This is a genomic window from Mycobacterium sp. Dal123C01 (assembly GCF_052566995.1).
Genome location: NZ_CP199580.1, coordinates 191404 through 211160 on the forward strand (window position 1 = coordinate 191404; position 19757 = coordinate 211160).

A 19757-nucleotide genomic window follows, 5' to 3' on the forward strand; every position below is an offset into this window, starting at 1 on the left:
TCGTACTGCTTGATCTAGTGGTGGTGACCGTGGCCGTGGCCGTGGCCGTGGTCGTCAGCCTCTTCAGCCGGCTTCTCGACGATCGCCGTCTCGGTCGTGAGCACCATCCGCGCGACCGACGCCGCGTTCAGCACCGCCGACCGGGTGACCTTGACCGGGTCGATGACACCGTCCGCAACCAAGTCGCCGTACTTCAGCGTGGCCGCGTTCAATCCGTGTCCTAACGGCAGCTCACGGACCTTGCTGACGGCCACCGCACCGTCGAGCCCGGCGTTGGAAGCAATCCAGTACAGCGGCGAGGTGAGCGCATCGGCGAACACGTCGACGCCGGTGGCCTCGTCGCCTTTCAGCGACTTACGCAGCTTGTCCAGCACCTTGCCGGCCTGAATGAGCGCCGATCCGCCACCCGTGACGATGCCCTCCTCGACAGCCGCCTTGGCGGCCGAGACAGCATCCTCAACGCTTTCCTTGCGCTCCTTGAGCGCGGTCTCGGTGGCGGCACCGACCTTGATGACGGCCACGCCGCCGGCCAGCTTGGCCACCCGCTCCTGCAGTTTTTCGCGATCCCATTCCGAGTCGCTGTTCTCGATCTCGGCACGCAGCTGCTTGACGCGTGCGGCGACCGCATCTGCCGGGCCGCCACCCTCGACGAGGATGGTGTCGTCCTTGCTGACCACCACCCGCCGGGCCGAGCCCAGCACATCGGCGCCCACCTCACGCAACACCAGACCGGCATCGGGGTTGACCACCTGGCCACCCGTCACGATCGCCAGGTCTTCCAGGAAGGCCTTGCGCCGGTCGCCGAAGTAAGGCGCCTTGACCGCGACCGCCTTGAGCGTCTTGCGAATGGAGTTCACCACCAGCGTCGCCAGCGCTTCGCCCTCGATGTCCTCGGCGATGATCAACAGCGGCTTGCCCGATTCGGCGACCTTTTCGAGCATGGGCAGCAGGTCGGGCAGCGACGTGATCTTGTCCTGGTGCAACAGAATCAGGGGGTCATCGAGCACGGCTTCCTGCGAGTCGAAGTCGGTCACGAAATACGCCGACAGGAAACCCTTGTCGAAGCCGACGCCCTCGGTGAACTCCAGCTCGGTGTTCATCGTCGATGATTCTTCGACGCTGACCACGCCGTCGGTGCCGACCTTCGACATCGCTTCGCCGACCAGCTCACCGATCACCTCATCGCGCGAGGAGACGGTGGCCACCTGCGCGATGCCCTCCTTGCCGGAGACCGGGATGGCCGCCGCCAGCAGCGCTTCGGACACCGCGTCGGCGGCCTTGCTGATGCCGACGCCCAGCGAGATCGGGTTGGCGCCCGCGGCCACCTGGCGCAGGCCGGCCTTGATCAGCGCCTGGGCCAGCACGGTCGCGGTAGTGGTGCCATCTCCGGCGACATCGTTGGTCTTGGTGGCCACCGACTTCACCAGCTGGGCACCCAGGTTCTCGAACGGGTCTTCCAGGTCGATCTCCCGCGCGACGGTGACACCGTCGTTGGTGACGGTGGGCCCGCCGTACGCCTTGGCCAGCACCACATGCCGGCCGCGCGGTCCCAGCGTTACCCGTACCGCGTCGGCGAGCTTGTTCACGCCCGCTTCGATGCCGCGACGTGCGGTTTCGTCGTACTCAATCAGCTTGCTCATCAGGCTCCTCACGCCCGCTACGAACGCATGCCGCCCCGGAAATCACCCGTGTTGCACACGGGGATCGCCGGGGCGGAACACGGTTCTTTACTTGGATACGACAGCCAGCACGTCGCGTGCCGACAGGATCAGGTATTCCTCGCCGTTGTACTTGATTTCGGTGCCGCCGTACTTGCTGTAGATGACGGTGTCACCCTCGGACACGTCCACCGGGATCCGCTTGTCGCCATCTTCGTCCCACCGGCCGGGGCCGACTGCGACGACGGTGCCTTCTTGCGGCTTCTCCTTGGCGGTGTCCGGAATGACCAGACCAGACGCGGTCGTGGTCTCGGCCTCGTTGGCCTGCACGAGAATCTTGTCCTCGAGTGGCTTGATCTTCACCTTCGCCACGATAGGAGTCCTCCACTATTTGGATCGGGTCCGGGACGCTCGCCCGGACTGAGAGTTGGCGGCCGATCCAGGGGTTGCCCGAACCGTCCAATTACCAGATGATTCGGCATTCGGCCGTGCCCCTGGATCGTCGTCGCGGGTGCCGACACAGGGGGTTGTTCGATTGCCACCTAGCACTCTATACACGAGAGTGCTAGCACTCAAGGCCGCCCTGGTGCTTCCCGGATATTGGCCCGTCCCGGTCAGCCAACCTGCCCTTTTACCACCGGCAGCCCCGGGTCGCTGGGCACGTCCAGCGGGGACGGCGGCGCGCCCGCGGCGACCAGGTGCGCGGCGAACGACGCGATCATCGCTCCGTTGTCGGTGCAAAGCCGTGGCCTGGGGATACGCAGCGTCAGGCCCGCCTCGGCGCAACGCTGCGTGGCCAGCTCCCGCAGTCGCGAGTTGGCGGCCACTCCCCCCGCGATCAGCAGGGTCGAGACGCCCAGCCCGGTGGCCGCGCGCACTGCCTTCATGGTCAGCACGTCGGCGACCGCTTCCTGGAATCCCGCGGCGATATCGGCCGTCCCCGCATCCGGGTTGCTCTCCACATACCGCGCGACCGCGGTCTTGAGGCCCGAGAAGCTGAACGCGTATGGGTCGTCGGCCCGGCCGGTCATGCCGCGCGGGAACGCGATGGCGTCGCGATCGCCGGTGCGGGCCAACTCGTCGAGCACCCTGCCGCCCGGATATCCCAGACCGAGCAGCCGCGCCACCTTGTCGTAGGCCTCGCCGGCCGCGTCATCGACCGTGCTGCCCAGCTCGATGATCGGCTCGCCGAGCGAACGCACCTGCAAAAGGTGGGTGTGTCCGCCGGACACCAACAGCGCCACACACTCGGGCAGCGGCCCGTGCTCGTACACATCGGCGGCCAGGTGCCCGCCCAGATGGTTCACCGCGTAGAACGGCACCCCCCACGCGGCCGAATAGGCTTTGGCCGCAGCCACTCCCACCAACAATGCGCCGGCCAGCCCAGGCCCGATGGTGGCCGCGACGATGTCGGGCTTTTCCAGCCCGGCGGTCGCCAGCGCGCGCCGCATGGTCGGACCGAGCGCCTCCAGGTGTGCCCGGGAAGCGATCTCGGGGACCACGCCACCGAACCGGACGTGCTCGTCGACACTGGATGCCACCTCGTCGGCCAATAGGGTGATGGTGCCGTCGGCGTCCAACCGTGCGATGCCGACTCCTGTTTCGTCGCAAGAGCTTTCGATGGCCAAGACTGTGGTCATGTGCGCCGTTCCTCCTCATCGCTTTGCTCTGCATCGTCACCGGCGCGGGTCATGTGCGCCGTTCCTCCTCATCGCTTTGCTCTGCATCGTCACCGGCGCGGGTCATGTGCGCCGTTCCTCCTCATCGCTTTGCTCTGCATCGTCACCGGCGCGGGTCATGTGCGCCGTTCCTCCTCATCGCTTTGCTCTGCATCGTCACCGGCGCGGGTCATGTGCGCCGTTCCTCCTCATCGCTTTGCTCTGCATCGTCACCGGCGCGGGTCATAACGCCTCCCGCCGCATGGTGTACGCGTCCGCGCCGCTGACTCGGTAGTAGCTCCTGCGCAGGCCGATCTGCTCGAAACCCACGCTGCGATAGAGCGCGATGGCCGCCTCGTTGTCGGTGCGGACCTCCAGGTAGACGACACCGCCGTCGGCGAACTCCAGCAGCTCGTCGAGCAGCCGGCGACCGATTCCCCGGCCCTGACATGCCGGATCCACACCGATGGTGTGCACCTCGAATTCGAACGGCGGTTTGCGGCCCAACTTTGAGATGCCGGCATAGCCGACCAGCGTGCGTGGGGTGCGCGCGCCCACGTAATGGTTATGGGCGCTGGCCAATTCGCGGGTAAACGCCTCCGCCGGCCACGGATCGTCGCCGTCGAACAGCTGGGCTTCCAGCTGGGCACACCGCTCGGCGTCGGCGGGTGTCAACGGGCCGAGGGTCACGGGGTCGTTGCAGGCGGTCATTGGCGGGCGGCCAGGGGCTTGGCGTCGGGCCGGCGTAGATACAACGCCACCAGCGGCGCCGGGTTATCGGACCAGTCGGACACCGCGGAGGCTGATGGCGCGGCTCCTCCTCCCGCCGTTCCGGCCGGCATCGTCACCGCGCGCACCAAGCCGGCCGGTGTCGGGTGGACAGGCTCGCGCAGCGGCAGCCCGAACAGCGCCGCGTGTTCGGGCGAGCCGGCCACCGCTTGGGCCGGACCGGGGTCGACGTCGGCCGGGGCGTTGACCGCCGGACCGTCGGTGCGGACTCCGTCCCGGTAGCGGGCCCAGTAGACCTCGCGCCGGCGGGCGTCGGTGACCACCAGCACGTCGCCGGTGGTCAGCACTCCGATGGCATCCAAGCTGCACACCCCGTGCACCGGGATGCCCAGCGCATGCCCATACGCGGCGGCGCTGGCCATTCCGGCCCGCAGACCCGTGAACGGGCCGGGTCCGCAGCCCACGACAACGGCGTCGAGGTCGGTCATCGTCAGCGCGGCATCGGCCAGCGCGGCGAGCACATTGGGAGTGAGCCGTTCGGCGTGGGCCCGGGCGCCGACGGTGACGTGCTGGGCCAGCACCGTGCACGCGGCGCCGTCGCGGCGGACCACGCCGGCCGTCACCGCCGGCGTGGCGGTGTCCAGGGTGAGAATCAGGCTCACGAGTGACCCCACTCCCAGGTCGCGATCCGCACGTCGGAGTGACTGACCCGCTCCAGCCGGATGTCGAGATGACGTTCGGCGAGGCGTTCGGCAAGGCCCTCGCCCCACTCCACCACGACAACCGCGTCCTGCAGATCGGTGTCGAGGTCCAGCGAATCGAGTTCACCGAGCAGGTCGGCGCCCTGGTGGTCCAGCAGCCGGTAGACGTCGACGTGAATCATCGCCGGTGCGCCTGCACGTCGCGGCGGATGGACTCGGGCCAACACATACGTCGGCGAGGTAACCGGGCCGTCGACGTCCATGGCCGCGGCAATCCCCTTGGCCAGCACGGTCTTTCCCGCTCCGAGCGGACCGGAAAGCACAACGACGTCGCCGGCGCGCAGCTGCTGGCCCAACTGCGACCCGAGCGCAACGGTGTCCTCGACCCGCTCACAGCTGGCCGTGCCTGATCCCTGGTCAACCATGGCGTCGGAACCGTTGCCAGGCCTGCCGGTACCGCAGGGTCATTCTGCCCGGAAAGGCCCGGTTGACCAGCCGGACCAGCCCGTCATTGATGGCCTCGGGCTTGTCCAGCAGCGCCAGGTGACTGGCCCCGCTGACGATGACCAGCTCCGATAGCGGCAGCGACGCCCCCATCTTCCTGGAGTACTCATCCGGGGTGAGCAGATCGTGGTCACCGCAGGCAATCAGGGTCGGGATCCGCAGCAGCGTCCACAACCCGCCGGTTTCGTCGTGGTCTTCCAGAGCGCCCAGGAAGCCCACCAGGGTGGCGATCGGGGTGCTGTTCATCATCCGCTGGGAGAACGCGTCCAGGCTGCGGCTGACCTGTAGGTCGCTGAAAGAGGCGGCCCGCAGAACCGGCGCGATCAGTGACCGCGACACATTGCGGCCGCGATGCATCAACTTGGGGGCCGACCGAGCGGTGAAGCGGAAAGCTTCCACCGCGGGGTTTTTCAAGATCTCGCCCAGTGGCGAGCGGGTAACCCCTTCGGCGGCAGTAGAAATCAGCGCCGCACCGACGATCCGGTGACCGTAGTGCTCGGGATACTGCCTGGCGTGCGACAACACCGCCATGCCGCCCATCGAATGGCCGACCAACACGATCGCCCCGCCCGGCGCGACCGCCTTGAGCACGCTCTCCAGGTCCTCGCCCAGCTGGGTCAGCGTGTAGGTCTCGGGTGAGCCTTCGCCGGAGCGTCCGTGCCCGCGCTGGTCGTAGAAGACCATGCGCACGCGCGGTCCCCATTTCTCGGCGAGCCGGGTCCGCTGAAAGTGGAAGGCGCCCATCCGCAGACAGAATCCGTGCACGAAGACCATGGTCAACTCGGCATCCAGCGGGCCGACTTCACGGACGGCCAACGACACCTCGTCCGGTGTGGTCACCACGTAGCTGCGGTCGCTGTACAGACTCTCGAAATCCTCGTCGGCGTAAGGATCCTCGCTTCGGTGACTGCGCTGAATCATCGACCGGCGGATCGATGCGCCGACGATGGTGGCGACCGCGGTCAGCCCCGCCCCACCCGCAAGCCAAGCCCGTCCCCGTTGGCGCCTGCGAGGTTTCTTATCGCTCAACGGTTTCGGCCTCGCGATAGGTCCTGGTGATCCGCCCCCGTGGACTGGTGACCACTTCGTAGTGGATGGTGCCGAGCAGATCGGCCCAATCCTGCGCGGTGGGTTCACCGTGGGTGCCCGGACCGAACAGGATCGCCTCGTCGCCTTCTGCCACATCGACCTGCCCGGGACCGAGGTCGACGAGGAATTGGTCCATGCAGATCCGCCCGACGCCGGGACGCCTTCTGCCGTTGATCAGCACCTCGAGCCGACCGCCCAGCGACCGGAAGACACCGTCGGCGTATCCGATCGGCAGCAGCGCCACCGTGGTGTCCTGCTCCGCGATCCAGGTGTGGCCATAGGACACGCCTTCGCCGGCACGAATCGATTTCACCAGCGTAACAGCACATTTCACTGTCATCGCCGGTATCAGCCCCATGTTGCCGCGCTCGGGAACGGGGCTGAGGCCGTAGACCGCGATCCCGGGCCGCACCATGTCGAAGGCCAGGTCGGGACGGGACATCGTGGACGACGAGTTCGACAGGTGAGCAATCTCGAACTCCACGCCCTGCTCGCGCGCCTGCGCCAGCAAGGCGGAGAACCGTTGGGCCTGAACATCATTGACGGAGTTGGCCGGCTGGTCGGCGAAAACCATGTGTGACATCAGCCCCCGCAGCCGGACCTCTTCGTCGGCGACGGCCCGACGCAGCGCGGTCAGCATCGCCGGGTACTGCGCCGGGCTGACACCGTTGCGGTTGAGCCCGGTGTCGACCTTGACGGTGACCGTCGCCGTGGCCCCCGTCCGGCGCACCGCATCCAGCAGTTCGTCGAGTTGGCGTACCGAAGCCACGGCGATTTCCACGTTGCCCTGCAGCGCGGGTGCGAAGTCGATGCCGGGGGGGTGCAGCCAGGCCAGCACCGGCGCGGTGATGCCGTCGGCGCGCAGGGCCAGTGCCTCGTCGATGGTGGCAACACCCAGTTCGGCCGCACCCGCAGCCAACGCGGTGTGCGCAACTCGGGTCGCGCCGTGGCCGTAGCCGTCGGCTTTGACGACAGCCATCAGCTGCGCGGCGCCGGCGTGCTCGCGCAGCATCCGCACGTTGTGCGCAATTGCACCCAGGTCCACCACGGCCTCGGCGAGGACGCCCGGGGTCAGGGATATCGGCGTAGCTGCCACGGCCGCCATTGTCCCAGAACCACAGAAAGCGTCGCCGAGCGTAACGGCATGGCGAAGAAACGGCCCGAAAGACGCCGTCAGGTTAGGCTCGCGCACACCTCCGCAAGCCCCCCTCAGTGCGCGAAGTGCTCGGCCTTGTAGTGCCCGCCGGGCTGGAGTTTGTCCAGCGAGGCCAGCGCGCTGCGGGCATCGTCGTGCAAGGCCCGGGCCAGGTCGGCGGAGAGGCCTTCACGGACCACGATGCGCAGCACGGATATGTCCGTGGCGTTGTCGGGCATGGTGTAGGCCGGCACCTGCCAGCCATAACCCCGCAGCTCGTGCGAAAGGTCGAACTCGGTGTACCCGCAGTTCTTGGCGAGCCGGAAGCTGACCACCGGAATCGCCGTACCGTCCGAGATCAGCTCGCAGTGATCGCCGACGCGCAACTGCTCGCCCAGCCACCGCGCGGTTGCCGACAGTGACTGCATGACCTGGGTGTAGCCCTCGCGGCCGAGCCGCAGGAAGTTGTAGTACTGGCCGACGACCTGGTTGCCCGCGCGGGAGAAGTTCAGCGTGAACGTCGGCATGTCGCCACCCAGGTAGTTGACGTGGAAGACCAGCTCTTCGGGTAGATACTCCTTGCTGCGCCACACCACGAACCCGATGCCGGGGTAGGTCAACCCGTATTTGTGGCCGCTGACGTTGATCGACACCACCCGCGGCAGCCGGAAATCCCATTTCACCTCGGGATGCAGAAAGGGCACCACAAAGCCTCCGCTGGCGGCATCGACATGCACGGGGACATCCACGCCCCCGTCGGCGGCGAGTTTGTCCAGCGCCGCGCAGATCTCGGCGATGGGCTCGAGTTCACCGGTGTAGGTGGTACCCAGGATCCCCACCACCCCGATGGTGTCCTCGTCGACGGCGTCGATGACCTGCTCCGGTGTGATGACGTAGCGGCCCACCTCCATCGGCAGGTAGCGGGGTTCGACGTCGAAGTAGCGACAGAACTTCTCCCAGACCACCTGGACGTTGGAACCCATCACCAGGTTGGGGGTGCGCTTCGCCCAGTCCTTGCCGATCTTCTGGCGCCAGCGCCATTTCATGGCCAGGCCGCCCAGCATCACCGCCTCGCTGGAGCCGATGGTGGACACCCCGATGGCGCTGGACGGATCGTCATCGCGCAGGTCCTCGGCGTGAAACAGGTCGGCCACCATGCAGACGCACCGCTGCTCGATGGCCGCGGTCGCTGGGTATTCGTCCTTGTCGATCATGTTTTTGTCGAACGTCTCGGCCATCAGTTTCCCGGCCTCGGGATCCATCCAGGTGGTGACGAAGGTGGCCAGGTTCAGCCGGGAACTGCCGTCGAGCATCAGCTCGTCATGGATGAAGCGGTACGCCGCCTCCGGATCCATCGATTCCTCGGGCAGCCGTAGCGCCGGCACCGGGGTGGTGAACATGCGTCCGGTGTAGGCGGGCGCGATCGAGTGGGCGGGGACGGACGGGTGACTGAGGGTCACGATGGATCCTTTCGTTGACGGCTGCGGGCTATAGGGCGGCGAGGGCCGCTCGAATGTGGCCGACGATGCGGGACGCCGAGGTGGGCGCCTCGCCTGGCCCGGGGTCGGCGGCCGACAGCGCCGCCGCGTGCGCGTGGACGAAGGCGCCGGCCGCGGCGGCCTCAGCCGTCGGGAGTCCCGCCGCCAGCAGGGCGCCGATCATCCCGGACAGCACGTCGCCGGACCCGGCGGTGGCCGCCCAGGACTGCCCGGCCGAGTTCAGATAGACCGGGCCGCCGGGGTCGGCGATGACGGTGACATTGCCCTTGAGTAGCACCGTCGCACCGAACGCATCGGCCAGCTTGCGGGTGGCACCCACCCGGTCGTCGCCGGGCGGATTGCCGGCCAGCCGGGCGAATTCACCCGCGTGCGGCGTCAGCAGCGTCGGGGCGGTCCGGTTGGCCACCAGCTCGGGGTGGGCCGCCAGGATGGTCAGCCCGTCGGCGTCGACGAGCACCGGCAGGTCGGTACCTAGGGCGAACCACAGCGCGGCGGCCCCGGTGTCGTCGGTGCCCAGTCCCGGCCCCACCACCCAGGCCTGCACCCGCCCGGCTGCCGCCGGGGTCGGCGACGCGATGACCTCCGGCCAGTGTGCGAGGACCTCGCCATGCGCGCTGCCGGTGTAGCGGACCATGCCAGAGGTGGCTGCGACCGCGGCCCCGGTGCACAGCACGGCGGCGCCCGGATACGTCGACGATCCGGCCATCACCCCCGTGACACCTTGGGTGTACTTGTCGTCATGCGGGCCGGGCACCGGCCAACGGGCGGCCACGTCGCCGCCCTCGAACGCCAGGACGTCGGTGGCGGGCAGGTCGAGCCCGATATCGATCAGCTCGACCCGGCCGCAGTCGGCCAGCGCGTGCACGGGCTTGAGCCCGCCGAAGGTGACGGTCAGCGCGGCGTGCACCGCCGGGCCGCTGATCGCTCCGGTCGCCGCGTCGATGCCGCTGGGGATGTCGACGGCCACCACCGGGATCCCGGCATCGCGGACGGCGGCGAACACGTCGGCGGCCGCCGGCCGAAGCGCACCCGAGCCGGAGATGCCGACGACGCCGTCGATGACGAGATCGGTTGTCGCCGAAACACTCTGCACGACGCGACCGCCCGCTTTCTGGAAGGCTGCCAGTCCCTTGCGGTGGGTGCGGTCCGCGCTGAGCAACACCGCGTCGGCGGCCGTCCCGCGACGGAGCAGGAACGTCGCCGCCCACAGCGCGTCACCGCCGTTGTCGCCCGAGCCGACGACCGCACACACCCGCCGACCGGCGACCCCACCCGCGCGGGCGGTCAGCTCGCCGACGATCTCGGTGGCCAGCCCGAAGGCCGCACGCTTCATCAGGGCACCATCGGGCAGGCTGGCGAGCAGCGGCGCTTCGGCGTCACGGATTGCGTCTACTGAGTAGTAATGCCGCATCACAGCCAGCATTCCATGCATGTCTGGCTTTGCGCACAGCACTCGTTAAGGAGCCGTCCGTACATTCGGATTTATGGCACGCACAGACGATGACACCTGGGACCTGAGCAACAGCGTGGGAGCGACCGCGACCGGAGTCGCGGTGGGACGCGCGTTGGCCAGCCGAGGCCCCGACCCCCTGATCACCGACCCCTTCGCCGAGCCCCTGGTCCGCGCGGTCGGGGTGAATTTCTTCACCCGCATCGCCAGCGGTGAACTGGATCCCGGGCACGTCGACGACAACGGCGACTTCGGGATGCAGCGCATGGGCGCCATGATGGGCGTGCGCACCCGGTTTTTCGACGAGTTCTTCCTCGGCGCGGCCGACGCGGGCATCCGCCAGGCGGTGATCTTGGCCTCCGGACTGGATGCGCGCGCCTACCGGCTGCCCTGGCCCACCGGCACCACGGTGTTCGAGATCGACCAGGCCCGGGTCATCGAGTTCAAAACCACAACCCTGGCCGACCTGGGTGCCAGCCCCACCGCCGACCGGCGGGCGGTACCCGTCGACCTTCGCCACGACTGGCCCACGGCGCTGCGCGCCGCAGGACTGGATCCCAGCAGGCCGACCGCCTGGAGCGCCGAAGGCCTGTTGCCGTTTTTACCGCCGGATGCCCAGGATCGGTTGCTGGACAACATCACTGCGCTCAGCCCGGCGGGAAGTCAGTTGGCCACCGAGAGCCTGCAGGGCGCCGGTGATGCCGTCCAGACGATGGCCGACCGAATGCGTGAGGTCACCGACCAGTGGCGCGAACATGGCTTTGACATCGAGATGACCGACCTCTGGTATGCCGGTGACCGCAAGGACGTCGTCGACTATCTCGATGGGCGCGGCTGGGCGACCTCTGCCACCGGTGTCTCGGAATTAGCTGCGGCCTATGGCCTTTCGTTGCCGGCGGATTCCACCGACCGGACGACCACGCTTGGGTCGCTACAGTACGTCACCGCTACCCGGAACTAGACGCGGCGTGGTCGAGCCCGAGCCCCTCCGCGGCGTCGAATGCCCTGATCATCCATTCGCTCATCGCCGTGGCCAACGTGGCGCGGTTCTCGCGCTTGATGATGCCGTGTCCGTCATTGCCGAAGAGCAGATAGCGCACATCGCGACCGATCTGGCGCAACGCGTCGACGATCTGCTCCGATTCGCTGACCGGCACATTGGTGTCATGGGCGCCGTGCACCACCAACAACGGCGCTACCAACACATCGGCGCGCCGCAGCGGTGACAATTCCTCGAGCAATTCGCGGTCACCGATCGGGTGGCCGTACTCGGGATACGCGGAGTCGGCGATCCACGGTTCGGTGTTGCGATAGAACGTGCTCAGGTCACTCATCCCGCAGATGCTGATTCCCGCCGCGAACAGGTCGGGATGAAACGTCAGCGCCGCCAGCGTCAGGTAGCCCCCGTACGACCAGCCCGCGCAAGCGATGCGGTGTGGGTCCGCGAGGCCGTTGTCAACCAGGAAGCGCGCGCAGTCCGCGACGTCATCGATGGCAGCGAACCGGTTTTCCTTGTCGTCGGCGTGAACGAATGTCCGCCCAAATCCACCAGAGCCGCGGACATTCGGCGTAAGCACCGTGAACCCGTCGTTGACCAGCCGGGCAAAGATGTCGTTATAACCTGGCCGGGCCTGGTCTTCCGGACCGCCATGCAGGAAGATCACCGCGCCCGCCGATGCGCCGGCTTTGATCGGCGGGTACAGCCATGCGTTCAGGCTCAGCCCGTCGCGTGCGGTGATCGTCTGCGGCACGGCAGAGATGCCGGGAATCATCGCACGGTCGCCGCGTTCGGTGTCGACGAGTTCCCATTCGCGCGAACGCGGGTCGACCAACTCGACGGTCCGCGGCAAGTCGGGTCCCTCGACGGTCATCGCGACCATCGAGCCGCCCGCGCTGATGGACAGCTGGCTCACGACCGGGCCGGGCAGCGGGATCGGCGGCCCCAGTGTGTAATCGGTGTATTCGAGTATCTGTAACTCGCTGCCGCCCTGCAGGTTCCACAGCAATGCGACCGTGGATAGGTCATCACTGACAGTGAATTCGGCGAGATCACAATCCGGGCGCTCGGCGACCACGAAATAGGTGACGCCGTCCAATGTCACCGTCACTTCCAACAATCGGGCATGCTCGCAGCCGTTGTCGCTGCGGACCAGCGCGCGTACGTATCCGTCAGCGCCCGTCCCCGGGTAGTACAGCTTCGTCTCGCCGGTGAGTCCATACCGGAGGCGGCGGGGTTGGTGGTCATCGAGGATGATTCCGTCGGCAGTCGTGGAGCCGGGATCGGCAGGCAGTAAAGCGATTTCGGTTTGCCCGAGCAGCATGATCATCTCGTGGTAACCGCGCGGCCCCACCCGAATCAATGCCGCCCCGGCCCAGGCGTCGACCAGCCGGCCGCCGGATCGACGGTCCAGCACGGTGTGACGACCGTCGCCCGGATCGATCAGGCAAGACCGCCCAACCCCGTCCTCCCCGGTCAGGATCGCCGCCACCAGCGTGCCGTCCCACGCGATCAGCTCGGCGGTCCCGGCCTCTTCGTCGTCGATGCGCCAGGCCGTTCGATCATCGGGATCAGTCGTGACGACCCAGATTTGGCTCCGCGATCCACTCCCGTCGAGCGTTACTTCACACGCCAGCCACTGGCCGTCCGCGGAGTGGACGACGCGAGAGACCGGGCCCTCGACCGGAAGCTCCACATCCCGCGAAGAGCTGGCCCGCCAACCGCGCAAAAAGCGTTGCACCGCACGGGGATAGCCGCCGTCGTCGACGATGTGAGCAAACGCGGTTGCGTCCGGGGACAGTGACGCCCCGTAGACCTCACGCACCTGCTGCCCCACCGCCTCAAACCCCTCTCTCGAGCACCGCCGGTTCCCACGCCATCGTCATCATGTCGACCCGCTTTACCGGATCGTCGACGAGCATGACGAGTAGGTTTCCACAGACGGGCAGCTATCGCACACGCACAGTTCGACCTCCGGCACGGACTTCGCCCGGTCGGACGTCAAACCGGCTCCTCGCGGGATCGGAATCGCCGGTAAGCGGCTCTCGCGCGGGCCGGACTCCATGGCCTGCCGTGTCTCGCCTTGGCCATCGGATAGAAGCAGAGCCCGATGAAAATCGAGGTGAAGTGACCTATCGCGGTGAAGTTCAGCCCATGACGGGTCATCGTGATCAGCGGAAAGCCGAAGATGACCAGCAGCACCCCGAGATAGAGCCAGCGCCATGGCGGCACGATGCGATAGGTCAGCACGGCCATGATGCCGACAAGGAAATAGCTGACGCCGATATCGCGCGAGAGCACCAGCCGCTCCGACGCGTCGTGTTCCTCGATCGCGTAGTACAGGATGCCTTCGCTGATATAGGTCGAAAGGATGTGGGTGGTCAATCCCACGGTGAGCCAGTTCAGATGACCGAGCCAGTGTTCAACCGGGGCGAGAAACAGGGTGAACAGCAGGAAATAGGGCTCCAGGCTTTTGCCGTCGATCCAGAGCAGGCTGGAAAACAGCACCGCGAGCGGATCGGTTCCCAGCTCGTGGATGTTGGTGGAACGGTGCAGCAGCACCGAGTGCAGTTGTCGCCCGGAAAGTTGGCTCTGGATGATCGTCGTAATCGTCAGCACGAACAGCCAGCCGTAGGTTAACGGCGCGCCACTGACGTAATGCCAAACCGCGAGCGCCAGGCTCCGCAGTCGCGCCCCCACCGATGCATCCGCCACGGCGTCAACCTTCGCATGCTTGGCGACATCGACAAACCGTTAAGCAGGGTTCTCAGGTTCGGGTCGCAGGTGCCGCCACCAGCAGAAGACGTAGAGCAGCATTGACATTGCCAACACGACGATGACCCAGAGTGTGACCGTGACATCAACCCAAGATCCGACCGGAGGCGCGTCGGGCAGCGCATTTCGCAGCGGTATCACCGCGAAGAGCATTGCCGCATACCACGTCGTCATCGGCGGCTGGAATTTTCGCTTATTGCGCACCGTCTGAATCGCGACGAACAGGGCTGCCCCAGCAAGCACGATCATGACGCCGAGGATGACGGCGGCGAACGCCGCAGTGCTCGGTGATCGACGCACTTCGACTCGGTAGGCCGAGGACGGTTTACCGTCACCAGCGACGGCGACCTTCCAGCCGGAAAGTCGGTCGACGAATCTCGCGGGCACCTGTTCGGGTGTTGGGTTGGTGCCGTAGATGAGATCAACCGTGATGGGGCCCGAATGATAAGTGTCGAAGGGCCATGCCGAGGGGTCACCGCTAATTGTCAGCGGCACAGGGTAATCGCCCGGCAGCATTTCCTTCGTCCAGGTGCGCTTGCTCGGTGTCACCGCGGAGTGAACCACGACAGCGAAGTCTTGGTTGAGACCGCGGGTTGCCGGATCCAGTAGCCCCGGCCCGGGCGCCACGGAGATATTGGCAACCAACGCGCCCTTCATCGACTGGAGCTCGACGACGTCAATCGCCACGGTGGTTCCGTCGGCCGCCGGCTGACCTTTAGTGACTTGAAGCGGGCAGCCACAACCGGAGTTCGCATACAGCCCGATCGTGATGGCGTAAGCCGCAACGAAGAAGACCACGAAACCAAGCGCGGAAAATCTCATCAAGCGATTGCTTTTTGTCAAACCAACCGCCGACAAGGTTGCCTCCCGCTTACTTGGCGCCTGAGATGTGTTCCCGGCCAAAGATCGTAAACCGGCGCCGCGCGTCATTGCCAGAGGCGCACGCGACTAGGTCGGCTTGTGCGCGTCCTCTCGCACCTGTCGCCACCAGCAGAGGATGTAGAGCGCCATCGAGGTCACCAGCACGACGATGACCCACAGCACGACAGTGATGTCGATCCAGAATCCGATCGGGGGTGAATCCGGGAGCGCGTTGCGCAGCGGTACCACCGCGAACAGCATTGCGGCGTACCAAGGAATCATCACCGGCTGGAACTTTGCTCGATCGCGCACCGTCTGAAACGCGACGAAAAGGCCCAGAGCCGCCAGCACGACCATGGCGACGACCATCACGGCAGCGAACGCTGCGGTGCTGGGCGAACGCTCGAAATCCAGCCGGTATGGCGCATCGCTTGCGGTGCCCACCGGAACGGTAATGGTCCAACCGGGAAGACGATCGACGAAAGTCACCGGCACCCGTTCCGGCAGTTGCGCTGGGCCGCGGAAGAGTTCGACGACGATGTCCTCGGATCGGTAGTGGTCGAAGGGCCATTCGGACGGGTCGCCATAAATGGCCAGCGGGACCGGAAGAACGCCCGGCACCATGCCCTTCGACCAGTCCTGTTTGGTAGTCACTTCCGACGTGACCGCGACGCTGAGGTCGTCTTTGAGCGTGTGGGTTACCGGGTCCAACAACTCTTTCCCGGGCGAAACGGTGAGGTTGGCGCCCAGCGCGCCCCGCACCGAGTGCAGCTCTTCAACGTCGATGGTCACCGTGGTCCCGTCGGCCGCGGGCCGGACATCAGTGATTTGCTCGGGGCGCCCCACTCCGGTGCTGGCATACAGCGCAATCGTGATGGCATATGCCGCAACGAAAGCGACGGCCCCGGTGATGGCCCACTTCACGATGCCTCCCCGTCAAACGAGCGGCATGGATGCGCTGCCGTCAGGGATTCTAGGGACTCGAGCTAGTCCCGGCTACTCGACGGTGGCAGGCGCGGCCAGCTCGTCGGGTTCGGGGCGCAGATGCCGCCACCAACACGAGATGTACAGCGACATCGAGATCACCAACACGACGATCACCCAGAGAACGACCGTGATGTCGATCCAGGCTCCGAATGGAGGTGAATCGGGAAGCGCATTTCGCAGCGGCATCACCGCAAAGAGCATCGCCGCATACCAGGTCGTCATCGGCGGCTGGAATTTTCGCTTATTGCGCATCGTCTGAACGGCAACGAACAGGGCCAGGGTGGCAAGGGCGACCAGGACGCCGAGCATGGCGACGCCGAACGCCGCGGTGCTCAACGTCCGATGCAAATCCAGTCGGTACGCCGGGGACACCTGGGCATTGCTGACGCGGGCGACGCCAACTTTCCAGCCGAGCAGACGGTCGACCAGTGTCACCGCTGCTCCGTGCGGCACCTGCGTCGCGCCGGTAAACAGCTGGACCGCAACCGGTCCTGACCGGTAGCGATCGAAGGGCCAATCCGCGATGTCGCCGGCAAGGGTAAGCGAAACCGGAAAAACGTCAGGCAACGTGCCCTTCGCCCAGGTGCGCTTGCTGGCCGTCACCACGGATGTGATGACGACACTGAGATCTTCCTTGAGGGTGTGGGTTTGCGGGTCCAGTAACGCGGGCGCGGGTGAAACGGTGAGGTTGGCGCGAAGCACGCTGTTGTCCGACTGAATATCTTCGATATCGACGGTCACCACGGTGGTATCGCCCGACAGTGAATTTTCAGCAATCTCGTGCGGCTGGCCCATGCCGCTGTTGACATACAACACGATCGAGGCGACGTAGGCCCCGATGAAGGCCACGACACCCATGATGCCGAATCTCGAACGACGGCTCGGCAGGTGAAAACCATTCGCCGACAAGATCGCCTCCCACTTACTCAACCGCATCAAATACGTTGCCGGGCCGCAGATGCCGCCACCAGCAAGAGATGTAGAGCCCCATCGAGATCACCAAGATGACGGTCACCCAGAGCACGATCGTGACATCGATGAAGACTCCGATTGGAGGCGAATCGGGAAGCGCATTTCGCAACGGCACCACCGCAAACAGCATCGCCGCGTACCAGGTTGTCATCGGCGGCTGGAATCGTCGCCGGTCCCGCACCGTCTGGACCGCAACGAAGAGGGCAAAGGCGGCGAGCGCGATCAGCACACCGAGGATGACGACCGCGAACGCCACGGTGCTCGGCGATCGGACCAAGTCCACTTGGTAGGGGCCGACCGCATCGTCATCGTTGATGCGATCCGTCTCGACATCCCAGCCCAACAGGCGATCGACCATAGTCACTACCGCCGGCACGCGGGTGGAGCCGGATACAAGTTGGGCGACGACGGGCCCCGAGTGGTATTGGTCGAAGGGCCAGTTGGCGACTTCGCCGCCGAGGGCCAGCGAAATGCGAAACACATCGGGCAGCGTGCCTTTTGGCCAGGTGCGCTTGCTGGCGGTCACCGCGGAGGACACCGCGATGGTGAGATCGTCCTTGAGATTGTGAGTCTGCGGGTCCAGCAGCTCGGGTCCGGGGTAAACGTTGATGTTGGAAACAACCAGGCTGTTGGCCGACTGAACTTCTTGTATGTCAATGGTCACCCTGGTCGCGTCGGGCACCGGCTCGCCCCGAACGACGACATTCGGACGGCCCATTCCACTGTCGACGTACAGCACCACTGAGATGACGTAGGCGGCGACGAACAACACGACACCAACGATGCCGAATAGCGTGCGCCGCTTACTCAACGGTGACGGACTTCGCCAGGTTTCGCGGCTTGTCGACGTCGTAGCCGCGCGCCTGCGCCACCGAAGCGGCGAACACCTGCAGCGGAATGGTCGACAGCAGCGGCTGTAAAAGTGTTGACACCGCAGGGATTTCGATCAGGTGATCGGCGTAGGGACGCACGGTGTCGTCACCCTCTTCGGCGATGACGATAGTCACCGCACCGCGGGTCTGAATCTCGCGGATGTTGGACATCAGCTTGGCGTGCAGGGTCGCGGCACTCTTGGGCGAGGGCATGACCACGATGACCGGCAGCCCGTCTTCGATCAAAGCAATCGGGCCGTGCTTGAGCTCGCCGGCGGCGAATCCCTCGGCGTGCATGTAGGCCAATTCCTTGAGTTTCAGCGCACCTTCGAGCGCCACCGGGTAGCCGACGTGGCGACCCAGGAACAGCACGGTCGAGGATTGGGCGAACCGGTAGGCCAGCTCTCTGACCGGCTCGATCGTCGAGAGCACCCGGCTCACCAAGTCCGGCATCGCTTCCAGCTCGCGGTATTCACGCTCGACCTCGTCGGGGTACTTGGTGCCGCGGGCCTGCGCCAGCGCCAGGCCGACCAGGTAGTTGGCGGTGATCTGGGCCAGGAAGGTCTTGGTCGAGGCCACGCCGATCTCCGGGCCCGCACGGGTGTAGAGCACCGCGTCGCACTCGCGCGGGATCTGCGAGCCGTTGGTGTTACAGATCGCCAGGACCTTGGCCTTCTGCTCCTTGGCGTGGCGCACGGCTTCGAGGGTGTCCGCGGTTTCACCGGATTGCGATATCGCCACCACCAGCGTGCTGCGGTCCAAAACCGGGTCCCTGTACCGGAATTCGCTGGCCAGTTCCACTTCCACCGGCAGCCGCGTCCAGTGCTCGATCGCGTATTTCGCCAGCAGCCCGGAGTGATAGGCGGTGCCGCAGGCAACGACGAATACTTTGTCGATCTCGCGCAGTTCCTGATCGCTCAAACGCTGTTCGTCGAGCACGATCCGGCCGTCCACGAAATGGCCGAGCAGTGTGTCGGCGACGGCGGTGGGTTGCTCGGCGATCTCCTTGAGCATGAAGTACTCGTAGCCGCCCTTTTCGGCGGCGGCCAGGTCCCAGTCGATGTGGAACTCGCGGTATTCGACGTCGTCGTTGCCGTCGAAGTCGGTGATCCGGTAGCCGTCGGCGGTGAGCACCACGCATTGGTCCTGGCCGAGTTCGACGGCGTTGCGGGTGTGCGGGATGAAGGCAGCCACGTCGGAGCCGACGAACATCTCACCGTCGCCGACACCGATTACCAGCGGGGTCGACCGTCGGGCAGCCACGATGGTGCCCGGCTCGTCGGCGTTGGCGAACACCAGAGTGAAGTGGCCCTCGAGCCGGCGCAGCACCGCCAGCACCGAAGCGACGAAGTCGCCGGCCGTCTCACCCTCGCGATACGCCTGGGCGACCAGGTGCACCGCGACCTCGGTGTCGGTGTCGCTGGCGAACTCGACGCCGGCCGTCTCCAGCTCCTGGCGCAGGGTCGCGAAGTTTTCGATGATGCCGTTGTGGACGACGGCGATCTTGCCGGCGGCATCGCGGTGCGGGTGGGCGTTGCGGTCGGTGGGGCGACCGTGGGTGGCCCAGCGGGTGTGGCCCAGGCCGGTGGTGCCGCCCAGGTCCTGCGGCGACATTTCGGCGACGGCCTTGTCCAGGTTGTCCAGCCGGCCGGCACGACGGCGCACGGTGAGTCTGCCCTCGCCGTCGACGAGCGCGATGCCTGACGAGTCGTAGCCGCGGTACTCCATGCGGCGCAGCGCGTCCATAACGACCTGGCAGGCAGGACCATGCCCGACGTAGCCGACGATTCCGCACATTCTGACCAGGATAATGCAGCCGTGCACCTGGGCCGACCCGTCGCCAGAGCGCTGGCGTGCTGACACGGCGTCG

Annotated in this window: 18 protein-coding genes; 1 reads left to right on the forward strand and 17 read right to left on the reverse strand. The window is 66.2% G+C overall.

Translation table 11 applies throughout. The annotated features are described in order from the left end of the window. Positions 1–14 precede the first annotated feature (14 nt). From groL to ACTXG5_RS00900, 10 genes are all read right to left on the reverse strand, one after another. The gene (gene groL, locus ACTXG5_RS00855) at positions 15–1640 is read right to left on the reverse strand and encodes a chaperonin GroEL (RefSeq protein ID WP_445161907.1); all 1626 of its coding nucleotides are present in this window, start codon (positions 1638–1640) and stop codon (positions 15–17) included. A gap of 87 nt (positions 1641–1727) precedes the next feature. Further along, the gene (gene groES / locus ACTXG5_RS00860) at positions 1728–2030 is read right to left on the reverse strand and encodes a co-chaperone GroES (RefSeq protein WP_445161908.1); all 303 of its coding nucleotides are present in this window, start codon (positions 2028–2030) and stop codon (positions 1728–1730) included. Between the two features lie 242 nt (positions 2031–2272). Then, positions 2273–3298, reverse strand: coding sequence for a tRNA (adenosine(37)-N6)-threonylcarbamoyltransferase complex transferase subunit TsaD (gene tsaD, locus ACTXG5_RS00865; protein WP_445161909.1), 1026 nt, complete (start codon positions 3296–3298; stop codon positions 2273–2275). 261 nt (positions 3299–3559) lie between these two features. Then, a complete protein-coding gene (gene rimI, locus ACTXG5_RS00870) occupies positions 3560–4027 on the reverse strand; it encodes a ribosomal protein S18-alanine N-acetyltransferase (protein WP_445161910.1) in 468 nt (155 codons plus the stop codon). Next, a complete protein-coding gene (gene tsaB, locus ACTXG5_RS00875; RefSeq protein WP_445161911.1) occupies positions 4024–4707 on the reverse strand; it encodes a tRNA (adenosine(37)-N6)-threonylcarbamoyltransferase complex dimerization subunit type 1 TsaB in 684 nt (227 codons plus the stop codon). Before tsaB ends, rimI begins: the two co-directional genes overlap by 4 nt. Next, the gene (tsaE, locus tag ACTXG5_RS00880; protein ID WP_445161912.1) at positions 4704–5171 is read right to left on the reverse strand and encodes a tRNA (adenosine(37)-N6)-threonylcarbamoyltransferase complex ATPase subunit type 1 TsaE; all 468 of its coding nucleotides are present in this window, start codon (positions 5169–5171) and stop codon (positions 4704–4706) included. The genes tsaB and tsaE overlap by 4 nt, the downstream gene beginning before the upstream one ends. Next, positions 5164–6216, reverse strand: coding sequence for an alpha/beta fold hydrolase (locus tag ACTXG5_RS00885; protein ID WP_445164216.1), 1053 nt, complete (start codon positions 6214–6216; stop codon positions 5164–5166). Before ACTXG5_RS00885 ends, tsaE begins: the two co-directional genes overlap by 8 nt. A 52-nt stretch (positions 6217–6268) precedes the next feature. Continuing rightward, the gene (gene alr / locus ACTXG5_RS00890; protein ID WP_445161913.1) at positions 6269–7435 is read right to left on the reverse strand and encodes an alanine racemase; all 1167 of its coding nucleotides are present in this window, start codon (positions 7433–7435) and stop codon (positions 6269–6271) included. 113 nt (positions 7436–7548) lie between these two features. Further along, positions 7549–8934 carry a glutamate decarboxylase gene (locus ACTXG5_RS00895; RefSeq protein WP_445161914.1) on the reverse strand — a complete coding sequence of 462 codons (1386 nt, stop codon included), beginning with the start codon at positions 8932–8934 and terminating at the stop codon, positions 7549–7551. Between the two features lie 28 nt (positions 8935–8962). Beyond that, the gene (locus ACTXG5_RS00900) at positions 8963–10384 is read right to left on the reverse strand and encodes an NAD(P)H-hydrate dehydratase (RefSeq protein ID WP_445161915.1); all 1422 of its coding nucleotides are present in this window, start codon (positions 10382–10384) and stop codon (positions 8963–8965) included. Between the two features lie 73 nt (positions 10385–10457). Here ACTXG5_RS00900 and ACTXG5_RS00905 point away from each other — a divergent pair, with 73 nt between their 5' ends. Continuing rightward, positions 10458–11384, forward strand: coding sequence for a class I SAM-dependent methyltransferase (locus tag ACTXG5_RS00905; protein ID WP_445161916.1), 927 nt, complete (start codon positions 10458–10460; stop codon positions 11382–11384). On the opposite strand, the gene ACTXG5_RS00910 is transcribed toward ACTXG5_RS00905, so the two are convergent. The 7 genes from ACTXG5_RS00910 to glmS form a co-directional block, all read right to left on the reverse strand. Continuing rightward, the gene (locus tag ACTXG5_RS00910) at positions 11371–13257 is read right to left on the reverse strand and encodes an alpha/beta hydrolase family protein (RefSeq protein WP_445161917.1); all 1887 of its coding nucleotides are present in this window, start codon (positions 13255–13257) and stop codon (positions 11371–11373) included. The genes ACTXG5_RS00905 and ACTXG5_RS00910 overlap by 14 nt on opposite strands. 164 nt (positions 13258–13421) lie before the next feature. Then, entirely contained in the window at positions 13422–14135 is a 714-nt protein-coding gene (locus tag ACTXG5_RS00915) for a rhomboid-like protein (RefSeq protein WP_445161918.1), read from the reverse strand. A gap of 39 nt (positions 14136–14174) precedes the next feature. Next, a complete protein-coding gene (locus ACTXG5_RS00920) occupies positions 14175–15017 on the reverse strand; it encodes a DUF4436 domain-containing protein (protein ID WP_445161919.1) in 843 nt (280 codons plus the stop codon). A gap of 126 nt (positions 15018–15143) precedes the next feature. Beyond that, complete coding sequence (locus ACTXG5_RS00925; RefSeq protein ID WP_445161920.1) at positions 15144–15980, reverse strand: DUF4436 domain-containing protein; 837 nt, start codon at positions 15978–15980, stop codon at positions 15144–15146. Between the two features lie 72 nt (positions 15981–16052). Continuing rightward, positions 16053–16901: a DUF4436 domain-containing protein gene (locus ACTXG5_RS00930; RefSeq protein WP_445161921.1), complete on the reverse strand. Its 849-nt coding sequence runs from the start codon at positions 16899–16901 to the stop codon at positions 16053–16055. 64 nt (positions 16902–16965) lie between these two features. Beyond that, positions 16966–17826 carry a DUF4436 domain-containing protein gene (locus tag ACTXG5_RS00935; protein ID WP_445161922.1) on the reverse strand — a complete coding sequence of 287 codons (861 nt, stop codon included), beginning with the start codon at positions 17824–17826 and terminating at the stop codon, positions 16966–16968. Beyond that, on the reverse strand, positions 17819–19684 hold the full coding sequence (gene glmS, locus ACTXG5_RS00940; protein ID WP_445164217.1) for a glutamine--fructose-6-phosphate transaminase (isomerizing): 1866 nt from the start codon (positions 19682–19684) through the stop codon (positions 17819–17821). Before glmS ends, ACTXG5_RS00935 begins: the two co-directional genes overlap by 8 nt. Positions 19685–19757 lie beyond the last annotated feature (73 nt).

Bases quoted from the DNA above. Each gene is read 5' to 3' on its own strand.
- tsaD (WP_445161909.1), bottom strand. From the start codon at position 3,298: ATGACCACAGTCTTGGCCATCGAAAGCTCTTGCGACGAAACAGGAGTC.
- tsaE (WP_445161912.1), bottom strand. From the start codon at position 5,171: ATGGTTGACCAGGGATCAGGCACGGCCAGCTGTGAGCGGGTCGAGGAC.
- ACTXG5_RS00920 (WP_445161919.1), bottom strand. From the start codon at position 15,017: ATGAGATTTTCCGCGCTTGGTTTCGTGGTCTTCTTCGTTGCGGCTTAC.
- ACTXG5_RS00905 (WP_445161916.1), top strand. From the start codon at position 10,458: ATGGCACGCACAGACGATGACACCTGGGACCTGAGCAACAGCGTGGGA.
- groL (WP_445161907.1), bottom strand. From the start codon at position 1,640: ATGAGCAAGCTGATTGAGTACGACGAAACCGCACGTCGCGGCATCGAA.
- rimI (WP_445161910.1), bottom strand. From the start codon at position 4,027: ATGACCGCCTGCAACGACCCCGTGACCCTCGGCCCGTTGACACCCGCC.
- ACTXG5_RS00930 (WP_445161921.1), bottom strand. From the start codon at position 16,901: ATGGGTGTCGTGGCCTTCATCGGGGCCTACGTCGCCTCGATCGTGTTG.
- ACTXG5_RS00900 (WP_445161915.1), bottom strand. From the start codon at position 10,384: ATGCGGCATTACTACTCAGTAGACGCAATCCGTGACGCCGAAGCGCCG.
- glmS (WP_445164217.1), bottom strand. From the start codon at position 19,684: ATGTGCGGAATCGTCGGCTACGTCGGGCATGGTCCTGCCTGCCAGGTC.